The organism is Planococcus sp. BI3, assembly GCF_056680115.1.
Map to the genome: position 1 here is coordinate 50,424 of NZ_JBWXPQ010000002.1, position 16,288 is coordinate 66,711.

Below are 16,288 nucleotides of genomic sequence, written 5' to 3' on the forward strand. Positions count from 1 at the left end.
TCTTACAAAAACGAGTCTGTTCAGTGGGTTAATTCTGGTATATATTAACTTCAGATTTACACTTCTATAATCTGACAATAGGTAAGCAGTGTTAGCAAAAGATTTAATTGTTGTTTGAATTTTAACTGTATATAGACACTTCATAGTTTTAACATTTTCTTTAAATTCCTATTTTGAATGTAACTTAACTGCACTTATGTTACATTCAAATTCAATAAAAAGTCGTGCTCTTTTTTTCGAACACGACCTTTAATTTGCGTATTCTTTTTTAGTTGAGTTTATCTTCTGTATTCGAATTTTTTTATAAGATGATCAATTCTTAGCGCAATATAAATTAAGACCATTGCCGCAATTGCCTCCCAGATCCCCCCGAAAAAGAATCCTATGGCTGCACCAAAAGCGATATAAATAGCTAACGTTTTCTCCACCCCAATAACCCCCTCTATTTCTAAATATTAGTATAACTGAAAAAGAGAATGAGGTTATTTTATTTTTCGTAAGTCCTTATAAGACAGGAATTTGAAAGTAACTTAATTAGTATTAAGTTACATTCAAAAAAGAAAGATTTAATTCCGTTTATAAACCTTCATAAATTGTTATTTTCCATGGTAGCCACATCAAGTCTTCTTCTGCCATTCCCTGTTCAGCGAGCACCTCATTCGTGTAACGGGCAAGAGCTTCTGCCGTTTGCAGTTCCGGAAACAAACCGTATGTATTGATTGAAAGGTTTGGATCAAATGCCAGAAAATCCTTGAAAAGATGATTACCCAAGAAAGAGAGAAACCGGCCGCCCAACTCATAGCCTACAATATCGTACCCTGCAAATATCCCACCGCTGCTGGTTGGTTGCTTTTTTTTCAAGCAGTAGACGACTCCCTCTTCTTCTCCAGTTTCGTCATTGATAGGGTCCCGCCAGTCGTGAAAGTCCGGAAGATGCTTCTCGTCAAGGCTGATGCCGACCAGACTCACCGATGAATCCTGGGGTCTTGCTTCCCAATAGCCTTCCAGTGCGTCTTCCAGCGTACCAAATATCATGGATACCAAGACCTTATCCAGCACCGACTTAGATAAGACGGGTGTCGGCCTTTTAGGCTTTCGGTCCGCCCAAATGTCAAAAATGTTGGGAAAAACACCGCCCACTTCCTCATCCATTGAAATCAGCTTTTCGAGGTGGAATCCGCCATCATTCACTTGGGTTTGATAAAAGGGTTGATTGGCACTTGCTGAGGAAAGAAGAAAATAGCCACCACTGTATTCCATCCGTTGCACCTCCATTTTCGGTCTTCCGTTTTCCACCCAAAGAAATTGCAGAACTGAATGTAACTTAATTGCTAATAAGTTACATTCAAAAAACTGATTAAGGTTCTTTAAAACCATAGATGGCTACAAAAGTAAGGAATAGATATATGGCTAGACCACAAGCATTAAACGAAACTAAATAGAGTCTTACATTGCCTTTAAGTCCGAGTAATCCTAGAATGATCCCTGCTACACCGAAAATTAGCGGCAAATAGAAGTTTATCTCCATGATAAATACTAAAAGGTCAAAGCTTCCTGGAGAAGAAGGAAGTGCAAACGGTAAAATCATTAAAGCAAAACAAATTGCTGAAAGAATCGAGTAGATTTTTTTAAGCAAAATACCCCTCCTTCTGATTTACATCCTGTCTATATCTGAATGTAACTTAATTCACATTAAGTTACATTCAAAATCAATAATAAGTAGCTTATGTTTTTTTAGCAGCTTCCCATATTTTCAAAGCTATCGGATAGCACTTTTCGATTGATAAAAAAATCTCAAACCATTTTATGAAAACTTGCCGGATTCTTAATGCAAGTTCATCAACCGATTCCACATTAGGCAAGAGTGCAACAATATCTTTGATTTCAGGGTTGTATTCGTTCTCAGGGCCTTCTGGGTCCAATAAACCAATCGGGTCCCATTCATCAATGATACTTTTAACAACTTTATACTCATCCATAGCTGCCCCTCTAATCTATAGTTTTAACTTTTTAGTAACGTCTTATATGTATAGTTGAATGTAACTTAACTGCACTTAAGTTACATTCAAAACCTAGTCTTTGTTGGTTATTTTCCATCTAACTCAGCTGCCCATCCTTTAAACCAATCGGGAGGTAATTCTAACTTGGAGAAGTCCATCTTCATTAGCTTTTCATGAGAATAAAACTCATACCAATGCAAATCCCATTGACACTCAATATCTCTTGCAATAACAAAAGCTAATTCTTCTTGTTCATCTAAATCTTCATCTTTCCAAGCCATCGTTAAATTATCGCACCACATGCAAAAATCTACTTGAGGAAATGAGTTTTCTCTCTTGCATACGGCATCTAAAAGAGCTTTAAGACTTTCAGAGGAATAAGGAAGATTAATACTGGTCTTATTCCAATTCCATTCCACACTGAACACTACCTTCGCTTATTTATTCCAGATCCTTGCCCATAAATTTCGCGTGTCTTTTGGAGGTGTTATCGCCTGAGGTTCACTTTCTTTTTGCTATAAGGAGGATTCTGGCGCATCTATATTGAATTCCACAAGCAATAGTGAGCTAGTTGCTGCTAATGCTCTCCTATCCGATTCAATTTGTGTTTCATTTCTTCCAAGACTTCGACGAACAAGAAGTCGCGCTTTCGCATCTCTTCTTTCAAACTTCGGTTCTCTTCTTCAATGTCTTCTAGTTTTTTTTAGATAAGGGCCGCGGTGACGTCATCATAACGAGACAACGAAAGAGGTACAAGTACCGTTAAGAGAGACTATTCTTCTAATACTGAAAACTAACCATGAACGCACCAAAGCCAAAAAAATTATAATGTAAACAACAGTTTACATCAAAAAGCTCAGGTGCCTTTTTACTTTATTGGCTCCTGAGCTTTTTATAAGTAAAAATTTTCTTTTTCCTTAATCATATAAAAGCTAACTGAAAAGACATATAAACTTGGATATTAGGTTGCCTCATTCTGCAATATCTCATTTTCCTTTTCTTCAATATATTCATTGACCAATACAAGTAGAAATCTGTCTCGGTCAATTATACTACTCCATAAATCAATTGCTTTTGCCAAACCTACCCCTGCTATTAAGAGAAAAAAATAACTAATAACTAATTGTATATTGCTCTTATCTGAGAAATTTAAGAAAGTGATTACAGCGGCTCCAATTAAAGCAATTAATATACTTTGAGAGGAACTCAAAAGAGAAGGGAAGCGCGGGCTATTAATTTTAAGTTCTAAGTACTTTTTATAGCTCTTCCACCCTTTTAAATCTCTGAGTTCTAAAGAGATTTCTTTTTTGATCATATTACAATTCTCTTCAAATTCTTCTACAGTAAAATTTTTTTTATCGGATAATCGTTTTTTTATATCTATCGATGGATAGGGGTGACCTAGCCACTCATACAAGGTGTATTTAGCTTTTAATCGCTTCTCATACCAATTAAATATTTTATTTGATAAGTAATCCGAAGCGAAAATCATTATATTGAAAATTATAGCAATTAGTAAATAAGCCAGTACTATTTCAATTAACTTTATATTATCTAGATATGATTGCCATAATGGATTTATAGATATTAAAAATAAAATGATATTTATTATTAAATACGCATTTCTTTTATTTTTCAAAAACCTTCCCCCTTCAAAATGAACATCCATTACCTTTATCAGTTGTAACGCTAGTCGTGGAATGAGCGAAGAAAATTAAACTCTATTTGCTTTTTTAAAATGAAATTACTAAACAAAAGTTTTCCCTAATTTCATTTGGTAATTCAACATTCACTTATAACGCTCAAAAACGAGCTTTAAAGCCGATGTAAGCGACGTTGGCGTAATTCCCAATAATCCCACCATTTCATCAAACGACTTCTCCTGCACCTTATACAAGTCGTAAATATAGGCCATCCGAACCTCTTCCGTCTTAAACGGTTTGGGTAACAGCGCAGTTAAACCAGAATAGATATCCTTCATGTTGTTCCGCACATAATCCGGTCCGTATTTCTTATCCGATGAAACCAGGTAATCATGCTCCCGAAAAACCGCGCGCTCCATCGCCTGTACAATAACCGCTACGTCTGTCGGATCCTCAAAAACCAGCTGCCAGAAAACATCTTGAGACGTTACAAAGTTCATTTCCACTCGATCCCCTAAATCATGAAAATGCCTACTTCGTAACCGTTCAATCTCCCGCATTCGAAACCCGGCCATCGCAAACAGGAAATAAAGCTTGGCATTCAACATCAAATTTGGATGCTGCAGCACCTTTTTCTTTTCCTGCACAAATTCCAGATACACAAGCTGCGCCACTGGTTTCTCTATCACCAGTTGGTATTCAAATTTAGGCATGAAATCAACCGGCACCTTCCCCACCTTCCACAAGTAATGGAAATACTGACGGATATGGGACAGTTTCCGTTTGACCGTAGCCGGCTTCAACCCTTTCGCCTTCTCCTGATCCAAGAATGCCCGGACATCCGCAGGTTTGATTTCATACAGCTCCAGCTGCTTCTCATTCCGCAAGTTCACAAAACGAACAAATGACTTTAACAATTCCAATTCCGTCACCAGCGTACCAGGAGAAATCCCTTCTTTTAATCGATACTCCTCATAGCCATACAGCATCTTCATTCCCCTGCCCTTCTTTACATTTAGTTTAACAGGTCGACATAAGATCCCCAAAATCAATTCGTTAAGGCACAAAAAAACCAGTAGGTAAAATAAGGATTTCAAAAAAGAGCACGTATACAGATATGTATTGGCAGATTGGACAATTAAGAAGAATTGAATTTTTTTCCATTTGAAGAACGGTTTTCAGGGAAACTTGTCAGCAAAGCCAGTTGGACTTCAAGCTCCCACAGAGCGCTTGCGTTCTCACGTGAGCCGTTCATTAACGAGATTGCTTCATAGTACAGAGCACGATGTTGCTGGTTGAATTCAAGAGCACACTGAAGAAGCACGGCGACAGAGGTCAATCCCGTCTGTGCGCTGCGCCCTTTTCCGGTTCGTTTGATCAGCAGTTTCTTGGATTTGCGGACCACTTCGTTGAACGTGCTGCGGGGGATGCCGACGGCTTCACATAATGCGCTCTGGGTTGTCCATTTGATTGGCTGAACCGTACTGGTCTCCGATTGGATATAGGCAAGCAGATCCTCTTCCCACTCGTCGTAGTGGCTGCGGACGCGATCCTTCCGATCCTTCTTGAATTTGTACCAACCTCCGAGGTGATTCGTGACCGGAATATCCTTCCCTGGCAACCAGGCTTCTAATAACTCCTGGATATAAGTCTGACTTGCACCTTTGAAGCGGCCCTTGTAGGCGCTCTTGACGATTTTCTGAACCTCACTGTGACGCACAGGCACTTCAAGGGAGGAATTGTATTCGTCTAGCAGATCCAGTGTCTCCCCCTGTCCTTTTCCGGCACTGTAACAAGCCAAGGCGATTGTGTACATCAAGTTGTCGCGGCCGATTTGCCCCGCGCTTCCCTTTACGTAACGGGTGGCCAATAACTCGCGGAACCACTCGGCGTGTGTCGGATCAAGTGCCTCCTCTTTCGCTTCCACGACGAATAATCCACGGTTTTGGTCATCGTCTTGCCGTTTCGACCACGAAATCAGGTTGTGCAGGGAAAAGACCATCTTTTCGGAGAACCAGCGGACGTTGTCTTCTGAAGGCATGCGGAAAAAGCCAAAGTCATTGCAGGAAAGATCCACTCCCTGCAACACCTTGGCCAAGCTGCGCCGGATGTTCTCGGAAATGCGTTTCGCGACCTTCAAGCCGCGGTAGTCGTTCTGGTTGCTGATGAACAGCGGCGTTTCCAGCACGAAATAGACCTGAAACCCTTTCGGCGTCTCCAGGACCATCGTTGGAATTCCCACGCTGTAATCGAGCGAAGCGGTCAGAATTTCCGTATACGGCTGTTTCTTCGTGTCGATGTCGACAACGAACGTATTGATTTGCTGCAGGTTCTTTTCGGTGTGTCCCTTGAGATGCCACTTTTCTTTATCGACGTACCCTAAGTAATTGTGTACATTGGGGGTCCAATGAGAAAGTTCAACAGAATCCTCCAAGAGAGTCTCTTTCGACGTAATCACGTACCCTTTGACACCACCAGGTGTCGATAGATCTTCCTTGGAACGCGTAACGCCAATCGCACCTTTTTTATGTTTCTTTGTTTGTTTCTGATCTTCGATTAAGTGAGGAAGAGGGGCAGATGAGTTTTTTTTCTTGTAACTATGGATTCCTTCATGGAGAAGTATTTCAAAAACATTAGTCATCATTAACACAAAGCAGCCCCCTTCCCTATCCAATAATAACTCTACAGATTTCCTTCTACCTCATAACCTAAAGCAATGAATAGAGTCTGTAAATAGCGTTATATCAGGGTTTCCAAGGGCACAAAAGTAGATATTTCCACTTTTCTACTTTTGTTAGAATAAAATTCTTTTTCGCATAAGTAGATATTTCTACTTTTCTACTTATGTTATAAACGAGAGCATTCTAGCATAAGTAGATATTTCCACTTTTCTACTTTAGTGAGAATATATCATTATTATTGCACAAGTAGATATTTCTACTTTTCTACTTGTGCTAGAATATTTTTCATTCTCACAAAAGTAGATATTTCTACTTTTCTACCTACGTAATATTTAGTTTGAACTTCGCACAAGTAGATATTTCTACTTTTCTACTTATGTAGTTAGCGTGATAATTTACGAGCACTTTATATTGTCTACAAACATTGTCTCCTAAGGGTTTAAACTAAAATTTCTTCTAATTACTTTATAACAGAAGTAGATATTTCTACTTCTGTTATAAAGTAATTCATTTTAACGCAAGTAGATATTTCTACTTTTCTACTTATGTTAATAATAAATCTATTCTCACATAAGTAGATATTTCTACTTTTCTACTTATAGCTAATTAAGCTCAGTTTATAAATGAAGTAGATATTCCCACTTTTCTACCTATGTTAGAACTATCTCTATTCTCACAAAAGTAGATATTTCTACTTATCTACTTACGTTAATAACAAGTTCATCCTCACATAAGTAGATATTTCTACTTTTCTACTTATGGTTAGATCTTTCATCAAATATTACAGTTGTATTACATTTAACTTTATATTCTCACGAACTTCCACTTGTGTTATTATCAGATATATACAGAAGTAGAAGTTTGTTAGGTAGAAGTTTGTTTAGAAGATAAAAATTAGGAGGAATAGCGATGGTAGCCAAAACAATAGTTGTAGGCAATTTTAAAGGTGGAGTAGGAAAAACCAAAGTCTCGGTAATGACGAGCTGGGAGTATGCAAAAGTACATAATAAAAAGGTATTGCTTGTTGATATGGACCCCCAGGGAAATGCGAGTACCTTGATTGCTCGATCAGCAGGAATTGAAGAGATTAATCAAACTATATTTGATGGCTTCAAGAATGGTAATCTCCGAGATGTGGTTGTCAAAGTTACAGAAAATCTCGATTTGATTCCTGCAGCTGTTTCTTTCAAAAACTTTTCAAAATTTTTATATCAAAACTATCAAAATGATTTAGATCAAATTACTTTATTAAAAACACTACTAGAACCATTAAAAGCAGATTATGACTATATTTTCATTGATGTACCACCGACTATCAGTGATTACTCTGACAATGCCATGATGGCTTCTGATTATGTCCTTATTATATTGCAAGCCCAAGAACTATCTTTGGAAGGTGCCGAAACTTATGTATCGTATCTGCAATTTATGGCAGACGAATATGAAGCAGATATACAAGTTCTTGGTGTATTGCCAGTTCTTCTTAGAGCAGGGGGCCGAGTTGATCAAAGTACAGTTGAACGTGCCACTGAACTTTTTGGAGAGGATAATGTCTTCAAAAATGTTATAAAGCATTTAGAACGCTTAAAGGCTTGGGATGTAACCGGAATTAAAAACGAGGATCATCATGATCGTAAAGCACATCAAACCTTTTTAGATGTAGTGGATGAAATCGAGGAAAAACTTGCAAGATTTGAGGAGGAAAATACCCATGTCTGAAAACTCAAAGAAAGGACCTTTAATTAAGAAAAAAACAAAAACTAATACTCTTGAGAGACCAAAACCTGTAGTAATAAGTAGCCAAAACGATTTTAAGTTTAATAATGAGCAATCAAATCCACTACAACTTACAAGTAATGAGCCTATCAATAAAGAAAAGGCTGTCTCAATTCCTCCAGTAGAGAAAAAAACTGCAATTCCAGTTTCTGAACTAAAGACAAAACCTGCTCGCAAAACTAAGTCGGTAGTGGGTAAAAATAATAATGTCAAATCTATTAAAGTTCCTCATGATCTTCATACTCAAATTGGAGTCCTTGGAAAATTCATGGACGAAAATAAAACCTATGCTATCATTTCAGAACTTGTAGAATATTACACAAAAAATGAATTGACTGACAGACAACAAAAGCAATTTGAGTATATGACAGAATTCTTTAATGAAAATGAAGAATAATCATATTGAGTTCTTATTATTCTTTCCTTAAAAACCATCCACCTAACACAAGTAGATATTTCTACTTGTGTTAGGTGGATATTTCTACTTTTGCGAGGTAGATTTTTCTACCTTTGTTAGGTAGATAATTAAACAGATTTTATTTTAGAAGATTTAGTCAGATGTATGCTTGCATACGTGTATACGCATATGCAAGCATGCCAGTATCTGATAACAATTAAAAATGCTGAGGGTTTCATGTTTTACAAAAGAAAATATAGAATGATTGTAAATCATATCTGATTGGCTGCTAGTTTCATATAGAAGTGATAGAGGATAAATATTGCAAATGATTTGAGCTCCGTGTGTAAAATTTTGTGCCAGTCAATAAGGAATGAAGAACCATTAAATAAAACTATTATTGAAGTGCTAAAATGAAAAAGAAAATCAACTATTTAATTGTACTTTTAACGACCATCTTTATGTTGGGCTGGACCGAATCAGAAAAAATCCGCAAGAGATTGTTACCCTTGAAACAGATGTTCAAGAAGGAACCTAGCTGAAACAAATAAAAGGAGGGAAAAGAAGAAATGACCCCTGCGGTGTTAATGAACCAGTAGTAGAGAACACACCTACACAAGCCAATAATGAATAGTTCGAAGGATACGAACTTATTGAAATGGATAGTGGTGATTTGTCTAGATATCGTGAACTCAACACTATCGTTGTAAGTGTACCGGACTCAACAGTTGATAAGTTTTTATAAAAGAAGGAGGGAATAGCGATGGAAATTGCGAGAGTAAAAGAGAAGTTCATGAATGCGGATATTAAATTGAAGGGACTTTTTTTTCTGGGGATCATCTTATTTGTAGCAACACTTCCCAAAGGCTTATTTTTACCGTTGGGCGTGTTGGTAGTTTTGGCCATGTTTTCTGAAAGCCTTTGGAGCGGACTGGTTTACATCTTTAAAACAATCCTTCGGTTCGCTATCGGGATTGCTACGCTGCTCCTTGCATTTTACCTAATCATGCTGATCGTAACGTATTTCTTTACTTGATAGCTTCTTAATCCTCGAACATTTTGTGATCGAAAAATTCGGACAGCGTCATGCCGAATCCATGAGCAATATTCTTAATCGTGTTGATCCGCGGATACTTGGATCTGCCAGACATTATTTCGGCCATGGTGGATTGTTTGACGCCCGAGCGTCTGATCAACTCGTTTGGAGTCCATCCTCTTTCCTTCAATAGCTGCTGAATTCGAGTAGTCACTGCCTCATCAATTTGCATACAATACCTCTTTTCATTTACATTCTGGTTTATGCCATGTACCGCTTGTACTCACCAGATCATTTATAAATCTTTAATACAAGATATTTTACCTCAAACTATAATCCCTAACAATGGCAATAGATTTCCTACAAAATTCAGATAAAATCAAAATGATACATAAGTCATCGTGTCGGGTGTGTATATGCCCACGTTTCGTGTTCCCTTATCCCGAACTGCAAAAACCCTCCTACAATACCCACCTATATTCGACACCATTCGACTTAAAAACTAAAAACGCCGCTCTTACAAAAAACCCTAGAAATAGGGCTTTATCGGCCTAAAGTATCGGTATACTGTTTTATTTATCGGTATACCGTTGTAATATTATCGGTATGCTGATACACTCAAATCACTAAATTGCTATGTTTTTAGAACCGTTGATAGGGGGATTTAAAATGCCTGTATGGTTTGGCGATTGGATCAAGGAACAACGAATGGCACTCGGCATTTCCCAGTCGGAGTTATCCGACAGGACCGGCAAACAGATTCCGCAAAGCACCATCAGTATGTGGGAACAGCGAAAAAACGAAAACCCGACCGCTCAGAATGTGAGATTACTGGTCGAGTCACTGGGAATATCCATGAAGAACTTTCCTTGGGAGCATGTCCGGTTTAAAGACAAGAACACGGAAGCGAGGTGTAATCAGATGGCAGAGCGGTTTTATCTATATGAATTGGCATCGGCATCCAGCTTAAAAACATTCGAAGGAAAGACGTATGAATTGAAAGGAGCTGTTGGTGTGGAGAAAGAGTCCGGCGAAGTTCGTCACATTGCGGATCTCTACTATCGAACGCGTTCAGTGATTTCGGACAAACAGCTTCTGGCCAAACGGAAGAATGCCCACGACGAATTGTTGAAAGTAAACGGTATTAAAAAAGTAAAATGAGCCATCAGTAGCATGCCATTAAGAACAGTAAGCAACAAAAAGGACAACTTCATAGTGCGTGTCTGTCGCAAATGGCAACTTGCGGTATAGATATACGTCGAGATGGTTTGGCCAGAGTCTCCTAAAACTGGCTGTTGTCCCGTTGCCACATTGTAGTTCTGGGTGAGCTAAAAACCCTGTGCGTTGCAGCTATAGGCTGCATAGAGTTAGCGAATGAACCGGCTATAAATTCGCCTATCCTTACTGTTCTTAATGGTGTGCTACTACCAAACAACTCGAAAGGCGGTTTTAGGAATGGCAGCAACGAAAGAACAAAAAGAACTGAAGACGAATGCAGAGGATCTCTTGGCCTATAACGGCAAAGATTACGACGACTGGTTAGAGGAAAAGCATCGGGAAGTGATTTCCGAGAACATTCCGTTGTTGATGAACCTCTTGAAGAAGGAACGGAAAGCCGTCAGTCCTGGATCGGCTTCATAAAACGAAGAAGAAAACGACTAGGGAGGGTTTTCAATGGATGGATTAATCGACACAGGTCTCGCCATATTGGAATGGGCGCAAAGACTGGGCTTAATCGCCGCAGCTATCGCTTTTTGTGCTGGAGGGTACTTCCTGATGCTGGGCGGAGATCGCGGACGGCCGAAAGCAATCGGCTTTTTTATCGGAGCAGCGGTCGGATTAGTTGTGGTAATGGGTGCCTATGGGATTGCAGAAAGCATTGACAGCAACATCAAATTTTAATCAGCAAAAAAGGAAAAGCCGCTCTGGAATGAGTGGCTTTTTTCTATTAATCGGATAAAGGAGAATGGCGCGATGTTAAAAATATTCTTTGTGGGCGCACCGGCTGACGCGATACCAAATCACGAGAAACTTGAATTCAGCCAAGCGGTGACACTCACACACGAAGTGGAGCTGACGTACCGCAATGAACAACGGGAAGCAGCTGCGGAGTTCTTTGTAATTGGCAAAGACGGCCTGGACCTCTATAAAGGTGTGTTCAAGTTTGGATCCTATGATTACCCGAACCTGTATCACCAAATCAAAGACCGGGCCACGAAAATCCGCGTCGAGAAGGAAAAGCAGGGCGACAAGCTCTTTTTGCTGGAACAGATTGAACAGTTGACGCCGGAAGAATTCAAAAAAGAAGAAACCATCGACCGAACACTCGTCAATGTCGGTAAAGACCGCATCTCCCGACTGAAGAAGTGGCAGCGGGTCACGGTGTACACACTGGCTGCTGCCTTCGGCGCCGGTCTGTTGTTCGTGACGGCTTTATTCTTCCTGCAGAAAGCGCAGTATGAGGAAGCTCTCAAGGAAGGCCGCGGCATTGTCAGCCAACAGGAAGAAACCATTGAGACCTATGAGTACGGCTTATTGGGAGAAGAGGAAGAGTTCTTGGAATCCCTCAAAGCCCAGGATACGTTGAGCGAAAGCCAAAAACGGATACTGGCCGCTCTTTATCTCGAAAAAAGTGAATTTGAGAAGGCTGTAGAGATCATGGAGGATACCGTGTATGTGGAAACGCTCATCCTGAAGAATCCCCAATTGGACAAAGAGGAGAAAATCAAGCAAATCAGTGAGTTCAATCAGCTGTACCCGACAAACGAAGCCCGATTCGATTTGGCTTACTTTGAAGGAGACTACGAATTGATGATGAACCTCCCTTCCATCAACATGACGGTCGAACGTTCGGAGATGAAAACGTATGGCCTGCTGAAGCTCGGGAAGCTCGAAGAAGCCAAAGCAGAGCTGCACAACAACAACAGTGATGAACTGGAGCAGAAGATCGATTTGCACGAGGTCCTGACAGCGGAAATCAAAACACTTGAGGACAAGTTAGCAGATGCCAAAAAAGCTTCTAAAAAGGACGACAAGGCCATTAAAGGCATCACGGATGAATTGAAGAAGAAACAAGACGAATTGGCGATGCTCTAAAGGAGGAAGAGATGGATGTTCAATGAAAGTTTTATTTATTACCTGAAGAAGATCGGGATTCCATTGCTGCTACTGGCGATGTCATTCTCGGTCTTCTTTCTTACACTGAATGCCTTGTTGAATGCAATCGTTGAAGTATTCCAGAAGACATTCAATACCGGAAGCCTACTTGAACCGGAGCCGATCAATCTGACAACGGAAATGTTTTATACTTTCCCCTTCTTAGAAACAGCAAGCCTTGTCTATGCTGTGCTGTTCTTGCTCGCGTTTGTGCCGGCTGTTGTACTTACATTCAAATACATCACCAACTTCGGCCAAATCAAGAAAGAGCAGAAAGGCAGTGCCCGCTTCACCACGTTCAAGGAAATCCAGCAACAGTACCGAGATGTCCCCGAAAAAGGGGAGAAGTTCAAAGGCAGCGGCGGGGTGCCGGTAGCCCGGCATAAGAAGCGGATCTTCATCGACGACAGTCCCGTGAATAACATGGTCATCGGTACCACACGAAGCGGGAAGGGGGAAACATTCGTCTTCTCGGCCATCGACATCTACAGCCGTGCTGAGAAGCAAGCCAGCATGATTCTGAACGATCCAAAAGGCGAACTGTACGCAGCTTCCAAAGATACGCTCGAAGGGCTGGGGTATCACGTCGAAGTCCTGAATCTGATGAATCCCATCCAGAGCATGTCCTACAACCTGCTGCAGCTCACCATCGATGCGTTCATGGAAGGCAACTATTCCTTATCACAGCAATACGCCCGCTCTGTGGCCTTCATGCTTTACCACGATCCGAAAGCAAAGGATCCCTTCTGGGCGAACTCGGCAACGGATTTATGTACCGCGCTTATCTTAGCTTTGTGCGAACAATGCAAACTGGAGCGGGATAAAATCAACATGTACAACGTCGCGTTGATGCTCTCGGATTTAGGGACGCGCACAGTGATGAATGAAGACGAAGAGGAAGTAAGTGCCCTGGACGATTTCTTTTCCAAGTTCCCTGAGAATCATCCGGCCAAGATGCAGTATGCAACAATCAACTTCTCCAGCGGTCAAACGCGGGCCAGCATCTTAGCCAACGCCAATGCCAAGCTCGGCGTCTTCACATTGGACGGAACGGCAAAGCTGACATCGCGAAATTCATTCGATATGTCGAAAATCGGCTTTTCCCGCTGGATCAAAGGGAAGACCACTCCAGATACACGCATTCATGTCACTTTTTCTAATAAAGAAACGGCCACGATCCGGACGGACGCAGACGGCATGTTCACGCTGTTCCATAAGCACCCGCTACAGGTTGGCGATTCCTTCACTATAAAGGTTGGCAAAGAGGAAACTGTGGTGAATGTCACCGGATTGATTGAACGGGAGCGGAAAGATGGCGTGATGATTCACGAAGGGCTTCTGGAACACGAAGTAGGGAGCGGTAACGTGGAAATACAAGCCATCATGGAATTCGATAAGCCGACCGCGGTCTTCATGATTGTGCCGGATTACGATGCCACATTGAATGTCATCGGGTCCCTTTACGTCAAGCAAGTCTATACGAACTTAGCCCGCATCGCTTCGAACTCGGAAGGCGGCAAGTGTCATCGTGAAGTCATCTTTATCCTGGATGAATTCGGGAACATGCCGGCGATTGAAGGGATGGCCAATATCGTCACGGTTTGCCTAGGCCGAAACATCCGTTTTAATTTGGTCATCCAAGCCTACGCGCAGCTTGAAAACCTGTATGGCGACGACTGGAAGACCATCGACGGGAACTGCGGGAACACGCTGTATCTATTGACCGCAGACGAATCGACGGCTGAATTGATTTCTAAGAAACTGGGCGATGAAACGATCCTCACGAAGTCCCGCTCCGGCCAGACATTGTCCATGAGCAAGTCCAAGACAGAGAGTGTGGATTCGAGGAGACTGATGACGGCCACCGAAGTCATGGGGCTGAAAGAAGGGGAGATGATTGTGATCCGCATCATCAAGCGGCAGGACAAGGACCGGAAGCGCATCAAGTCCTACCCGATTTTCTTGACCGGAAAGACCGCGCTCAAATATCGCTGGGAGTACCTGTCGGCGTATTACAATACCGATAATTCCATTAACGACATCGACATCCCATGCGAGCATTCCATGACGGACTTGAACCAGCTTCGGGCTTCATTTACTACGAATAACTTTGCGGATAACTTAATTAAACAGTTGCTAGAAAAGGAGGGTACTGAAAAATCGGCAGCCGTCGCTTCCGTCAAACAGAAGAATGCCGCTGCTCGGCACGAGAAACGAAGAGCGGAGATGCAGAAAGAGATCGACTTCAATCAGTTCGTGAATGATCATTACAAGGTCCAGCAGCTCTTCAACAGCACCTTCCTTAAAAATGTGGATGCTGAAAACCCAGAGGGATATCTGGATATGGGCATCATCGATTTCCGAGAGTTCATCTTGGCCAATGATCACCAAGTTGAAGACAAGTTCTGCTCCGTCATCTTAACGAAGATAAACAGCACATTGACGAAAATAAAAGAAGAAGAGGAGCGTGTAACTGGATGAACGAGAAAATAGAGCAGCTGGACCGCTATTTGCTGTCGCGCGAAGACCGGCTCGAGGCTGGAGACATCTTGACCGTTAAACTAACGGACGGCATGCTGACGGTGTATAAAGAAGAGAATCCGGATGGCGAAAAGAAAGTTGTCACGTTGATTGAACAGTTTGATGACCAATTGAATCTAGCGGTACACGATTTACTAGCAAAACACCCGACTAAAGGAGGTCACCTAAAATGAATTACGCAGTTTCGTTTCTCTACCAGAGCGATGAATTCGAAATATCGGTCGGCACCAACCATGTCTTTGAAGCAGAGAATAGGGAAGAGGCGATGAAGAAGGCCGCATCCCTGCAGCAACTATCGGATTATTTCTCGCCCTATTACACCAAAACGGAAGGCGATATTGTATTTGATGTGATGGAAAACAACTATTTTGACCAGGTATTTGTATTCGAGTACACCTTTTACGATGAAACCAAAGGGGATTATCTAACCGTGGATGTAGGTGATGGAAAGGTCCTATCCCCTGTAACGAACCCAGCTTGTTATGTTAAGTTAGACAGAAGTGCATTTCTTCAATGCTTTAAAGAACATTACCCAGACAAAGAGGTAGTGACTTTCGGCTCCTTAAGTTACGGAGTAGAGGAAACCAGCGCGAAACTAAGGTAATGGTAATGAAGCATTGTCATAACTAATAATTAGGAGTGATTTTATGAAAAGAATCGTCGCTTTTGTAGGCATCGTTTTTCTATTAGCCGCTTGCAGTGAAAAGGAATACTTCAAGCAGATTTACATCGGAGACATGAAAGAGTACATGGAAGAAGATAAAGATGGCTTTTTGTTAATCGTGAATGAAAACGACCAAGACTTTCAGGCGTATGTGAAAGAGGTAGCGGAGAACGAAAAGGTTGAAATCGGCATGTACAATTCGTATCTATCGGAAGAAGGAGCGGAAGAAAGCAATCCCGTCTTGCCGTTCGATGGCTTTGACCGGTACAACGAGCTTTATTATGTTGAGGACAATGAGGTGAAAGGGAATTTGGATGTGGAAAGTTACGAAGACATGGAGTTGACGCAAGAACTTGAGCATTTTGTAAATCTCCATAAATGATTTCCTGGGGTT

General features: G+C 41.2%; 20 protein-coding genes. 11 read left to right on the top strand and 9 right to left on the bottom strand.

Translation table 11 applies throughout. The annotated features are described in order from the left end of the window. Window positions 1-278 precede the first annotated feature (278 nt). The 8 genes from AC1MEO_RS19425 to AC1MEO_RS19460 all read right to left on the bottom strand — a co-directional run bounded on the left by AC1MEO_RS19425 (window position 279) and on the right by AC1MEO_RS19460 (window position 6,287). A complete protein-coding gene (locus AC1MEO_RS19425) occupies window positions 279-428 on the bottom strand; it encodes a hypothetical protein (RefSeq protein ID WP_480336198.1) in 150 nt (49 codons plus the stop codon). A gap of 148 nt (window positions 429-576) precedes the next feature. Next, a complete protein-coding gene (locus AC1MEO_RS19430) occupies window positions 577-1,260 on the bottom strand; it encodes a hypothetical protein (protein WP_480336200.1) in 684 nt (227 codons plus the stop codon). Between the two features lie 97 nt (window positions 1,261-1,357). After that, window positions 1,358-1,636, bottom strand: coding sequence for a hypothetical protein (locus tag AC1MEO_RS19435; RefSeq protein ID WP_191716971.1), 279 nt, complete (start codon window positions 1,634-1,636; stop codon window positions 1,358-1,360). A gap of 88 nt (window positions 1,637-1,724) precedes the next feature. Further along, window positions 1,725-1,979, bottom strand: a complete 255-nt coding sequence (locus AC1MEO_RS19440) for a DUF1871 family protein (RefSeq protein WP_290214350.1) — start codon at window positions 1,977-1,979, stop codon at window positions 1,725-1,727. A 107-nt stretch (window positions 1,980-2,086) separates the two neighbouring features. Next, window positions 2,087-2,419: a hypothetical protein gene (locus tag AC1MEO_RS19445; protein ID WP_203341305.1), complete on the bottom strand. Its 333-nt coding sequence runs from the start codon at window positions 2,417-2,419 to the stop codon at window positions 2,087-2,089. Window positions 2,420-2,961: 542 nt separating this feature from the next. Next, window positions 2,962-3,639 carry a hypothetical protein gene (locus tag AC1MEO_RS19450; RefSeq protein WP_203341304.1) on the bottom strand — a complete coding sequence of 226 codons (678 nt, stop codon included), beginning with the start codon at window positions 3,637-3,639 and terminating at the stop codon, window positions 2,962-2,964. A 150-nt stretch (window positions 3,640-3,789) separates the two neighbouring features. Next, on the bottom strand, window positions 3,790-4,638 hold the full coding sequence (locus AC1MEO_RS19455; protein WP_203341303.1) for a site-specific integrase: 849 nt from the start codon (window positions 4,636-4,638) through the stop codon (window positions 3,790-3,792). 143 nt (window positions 4,639-4,781) lie between these two features. Then, window positions 4,782-6,287: a primase C-terminal domain-containing protein gene (locus AC1MEO_RS19460; protein ID WP_480336251.1), complete on the bottom strand. Its 1,506-nt coding sequence runs from the start codon at window positions 6,285-6,287 to the stop codon at window positions 4,782-4,784. Between the two features lie 946 nt (window positions 6,288-7,233). On the opposite strand from AC1MEO_RS19460, the gene AC1MEO_RS19465 reads away from it, so the two are divergent. The 3 genes from AC1MEO_RS19465 to AC1MEO_RS19475 all read left to right on the top strand — a co-directional run bounded on the left by AC1MEO_RS19465 (window position 7,234) and on the right by AC1MEO_RS19475 (window position 9,533). Further along, the gene (locus AC1MEO_RS19465; RefSeq protein WP_149456994.1) at window positions 7,234-8,043 is read left to right on the top strand and encodes a ParA family protein; all 810 of its coding nucleotides are present in this window, start codon (window positions 7,234-7,236) and stop codon (window positions 8,041-8,043) included. Then, window positions 8,036-8,497 (top strand): hypothetical protein, encoded by a 462-nt coding sequence (locus tag AC1MEO_RS19470; RefSeq protein ID WP_191715318.1) that lies wholly within the window; start codon window positions 8,036-8,038, stop codon window positions 8,495-8,497. The genes AC1MEO_RS19465 and AC1MEO_RS19470 overlap by 8 nt, the downstream gene beginning before the upstream one ends. 763 nt (window positions 8,498-9,260) lie before the next feature. After that, a complete protein-coding gene (locus tag AC1MEO_RS19475; protein ID WP_149456992.1) occupies window positions 9,261-9,533 on the top strand; it encodes a hypothetical protein in 273 nt (90 codons plus the stop codon). A 7-nt stretch (window positions 9,534-9,540) separates the two neighbouring features. Here the strand turns inward: AC1MEO_RS19475 and AC1MEO_RS19480 are convergent, their stop codons facing one another. Further along, complete coding sequence (locus AC1MEO_RS19480; protein ID WP_203341300.1) at window positions 9,541-9,765, bottom strand: helix-turn-helix domain-containing protein; 225 nt, start codon at window positions 9,763-9,765, stop codon at window positions 9,541-9,543. Window positions 9,766-10,202: 437 nt separating this feature from the next. Here AC1MEO_RS19480 and AC1MEO_RS19485 point away from each other — a divergent pair, with 437 nt between their 5' ends. The 8 genes from AC1MEO_RS19485 (at window position 10,203) to AC1MEO_RS19520 (ending at window position 16,276) form a co-directional block, all read left to right on the top strand. Continuing rightward, complete coding sequence (locus tag AC1MEO_RS19485) at window positions 10,203-10,694, top strand: helix-turn-helix domain-containing protein (RefSeq protein WP_203341299.1); 492 nt, start codon at window positions 10,203-10,205, stop codon at window positions 10,692-10,694. A 294-nt stretch (window positions 10,695-10,988) separates the two neighbouring features. Continuing rightward, a complete protein-coding gene (locus AC1MEO_RS19490; protein WP_203341298.1) occupies window positions 10,989-11,174 on the top strand; it encodes a hypothetical protein in 186 nt (61 codons plus the stop codon). A 33-nt stretch (window positions 11,175-11,207) separates the two neighbouring features. Beyond that, complete coding sequence (locus AC1MEO_RS19495; RefSeq protein ID WP_203341297.1) at window positions 11,208-11,435, top strand: hypothetical protein; 228 nt, start codon at window positions 11,208-11,210, stop codon at window positions 11,433-11,435. 72 nt (window positions 11,436-11,507) lie between these two features. Next, window positions 11,508-12,629, top strand: a complete 1,122-nt coding sequence (locus AC1MEO_RS19500; protein ID WP_480336203.1) for a hypothetical protein — start codon at window positions 11,508-11,510, stop codon at window positions 12,627-12,629. Window positions 12,630-12,644: 15 nt separating this feature from the next. Beyond that, window positions 12,645-15,170: a VirD4-like conjugal transfer protein, CD1115 family gene (locus AC1MEO_RS19505; protein WP_480336205.1), complete on the top strand. Its 2,526-nt coding sequence runs from the start codon at window positions 12,645-12,647 to the stop codon at window positions 15,168-15,170. After that, complete coding sequence (locus AC1MEO_RS19510) at window positions 15,167-15,403, top strand: hypothetical protein (RefSeq protein WP_480336206.1); 237 nt, start codon at window positions 15,167-15,169, stop codon at window positions 15,401-15,403. Before AC1MEO_RS19505 ends, AC1MEO_RS19510 begins: the two co-directional genes overlap by 4 nt. After that, entirely contained in the window at window positions 15,400-15,834 is a 435-nt protein-coding gene (locus AC1MEO_RS19515) for a hypothetical protein (protein ID WP_480336208.1), read from the top strand. The genes AC1MEO_RS19510 and AC1MEO_RS19515 overlap by 4 nt, the downstream gene beginning before the upstream one ends. A 43-nt stretch (window positions 15,835-15,877) precedes the next feature. Further along, on the top strand, window positions 15,878-16,276 hold the full coding sequence (locus AC1MEO_RS19520; RefSeq protein ID WP_480336209.1) for a hypothetical protein: 399 nt from the start codon (window positions 15,878-15,880) through the stop codon (window positions 16,274-16,276). Window positions 16,277-16,288: the final 12 nt, after the last annotated feature.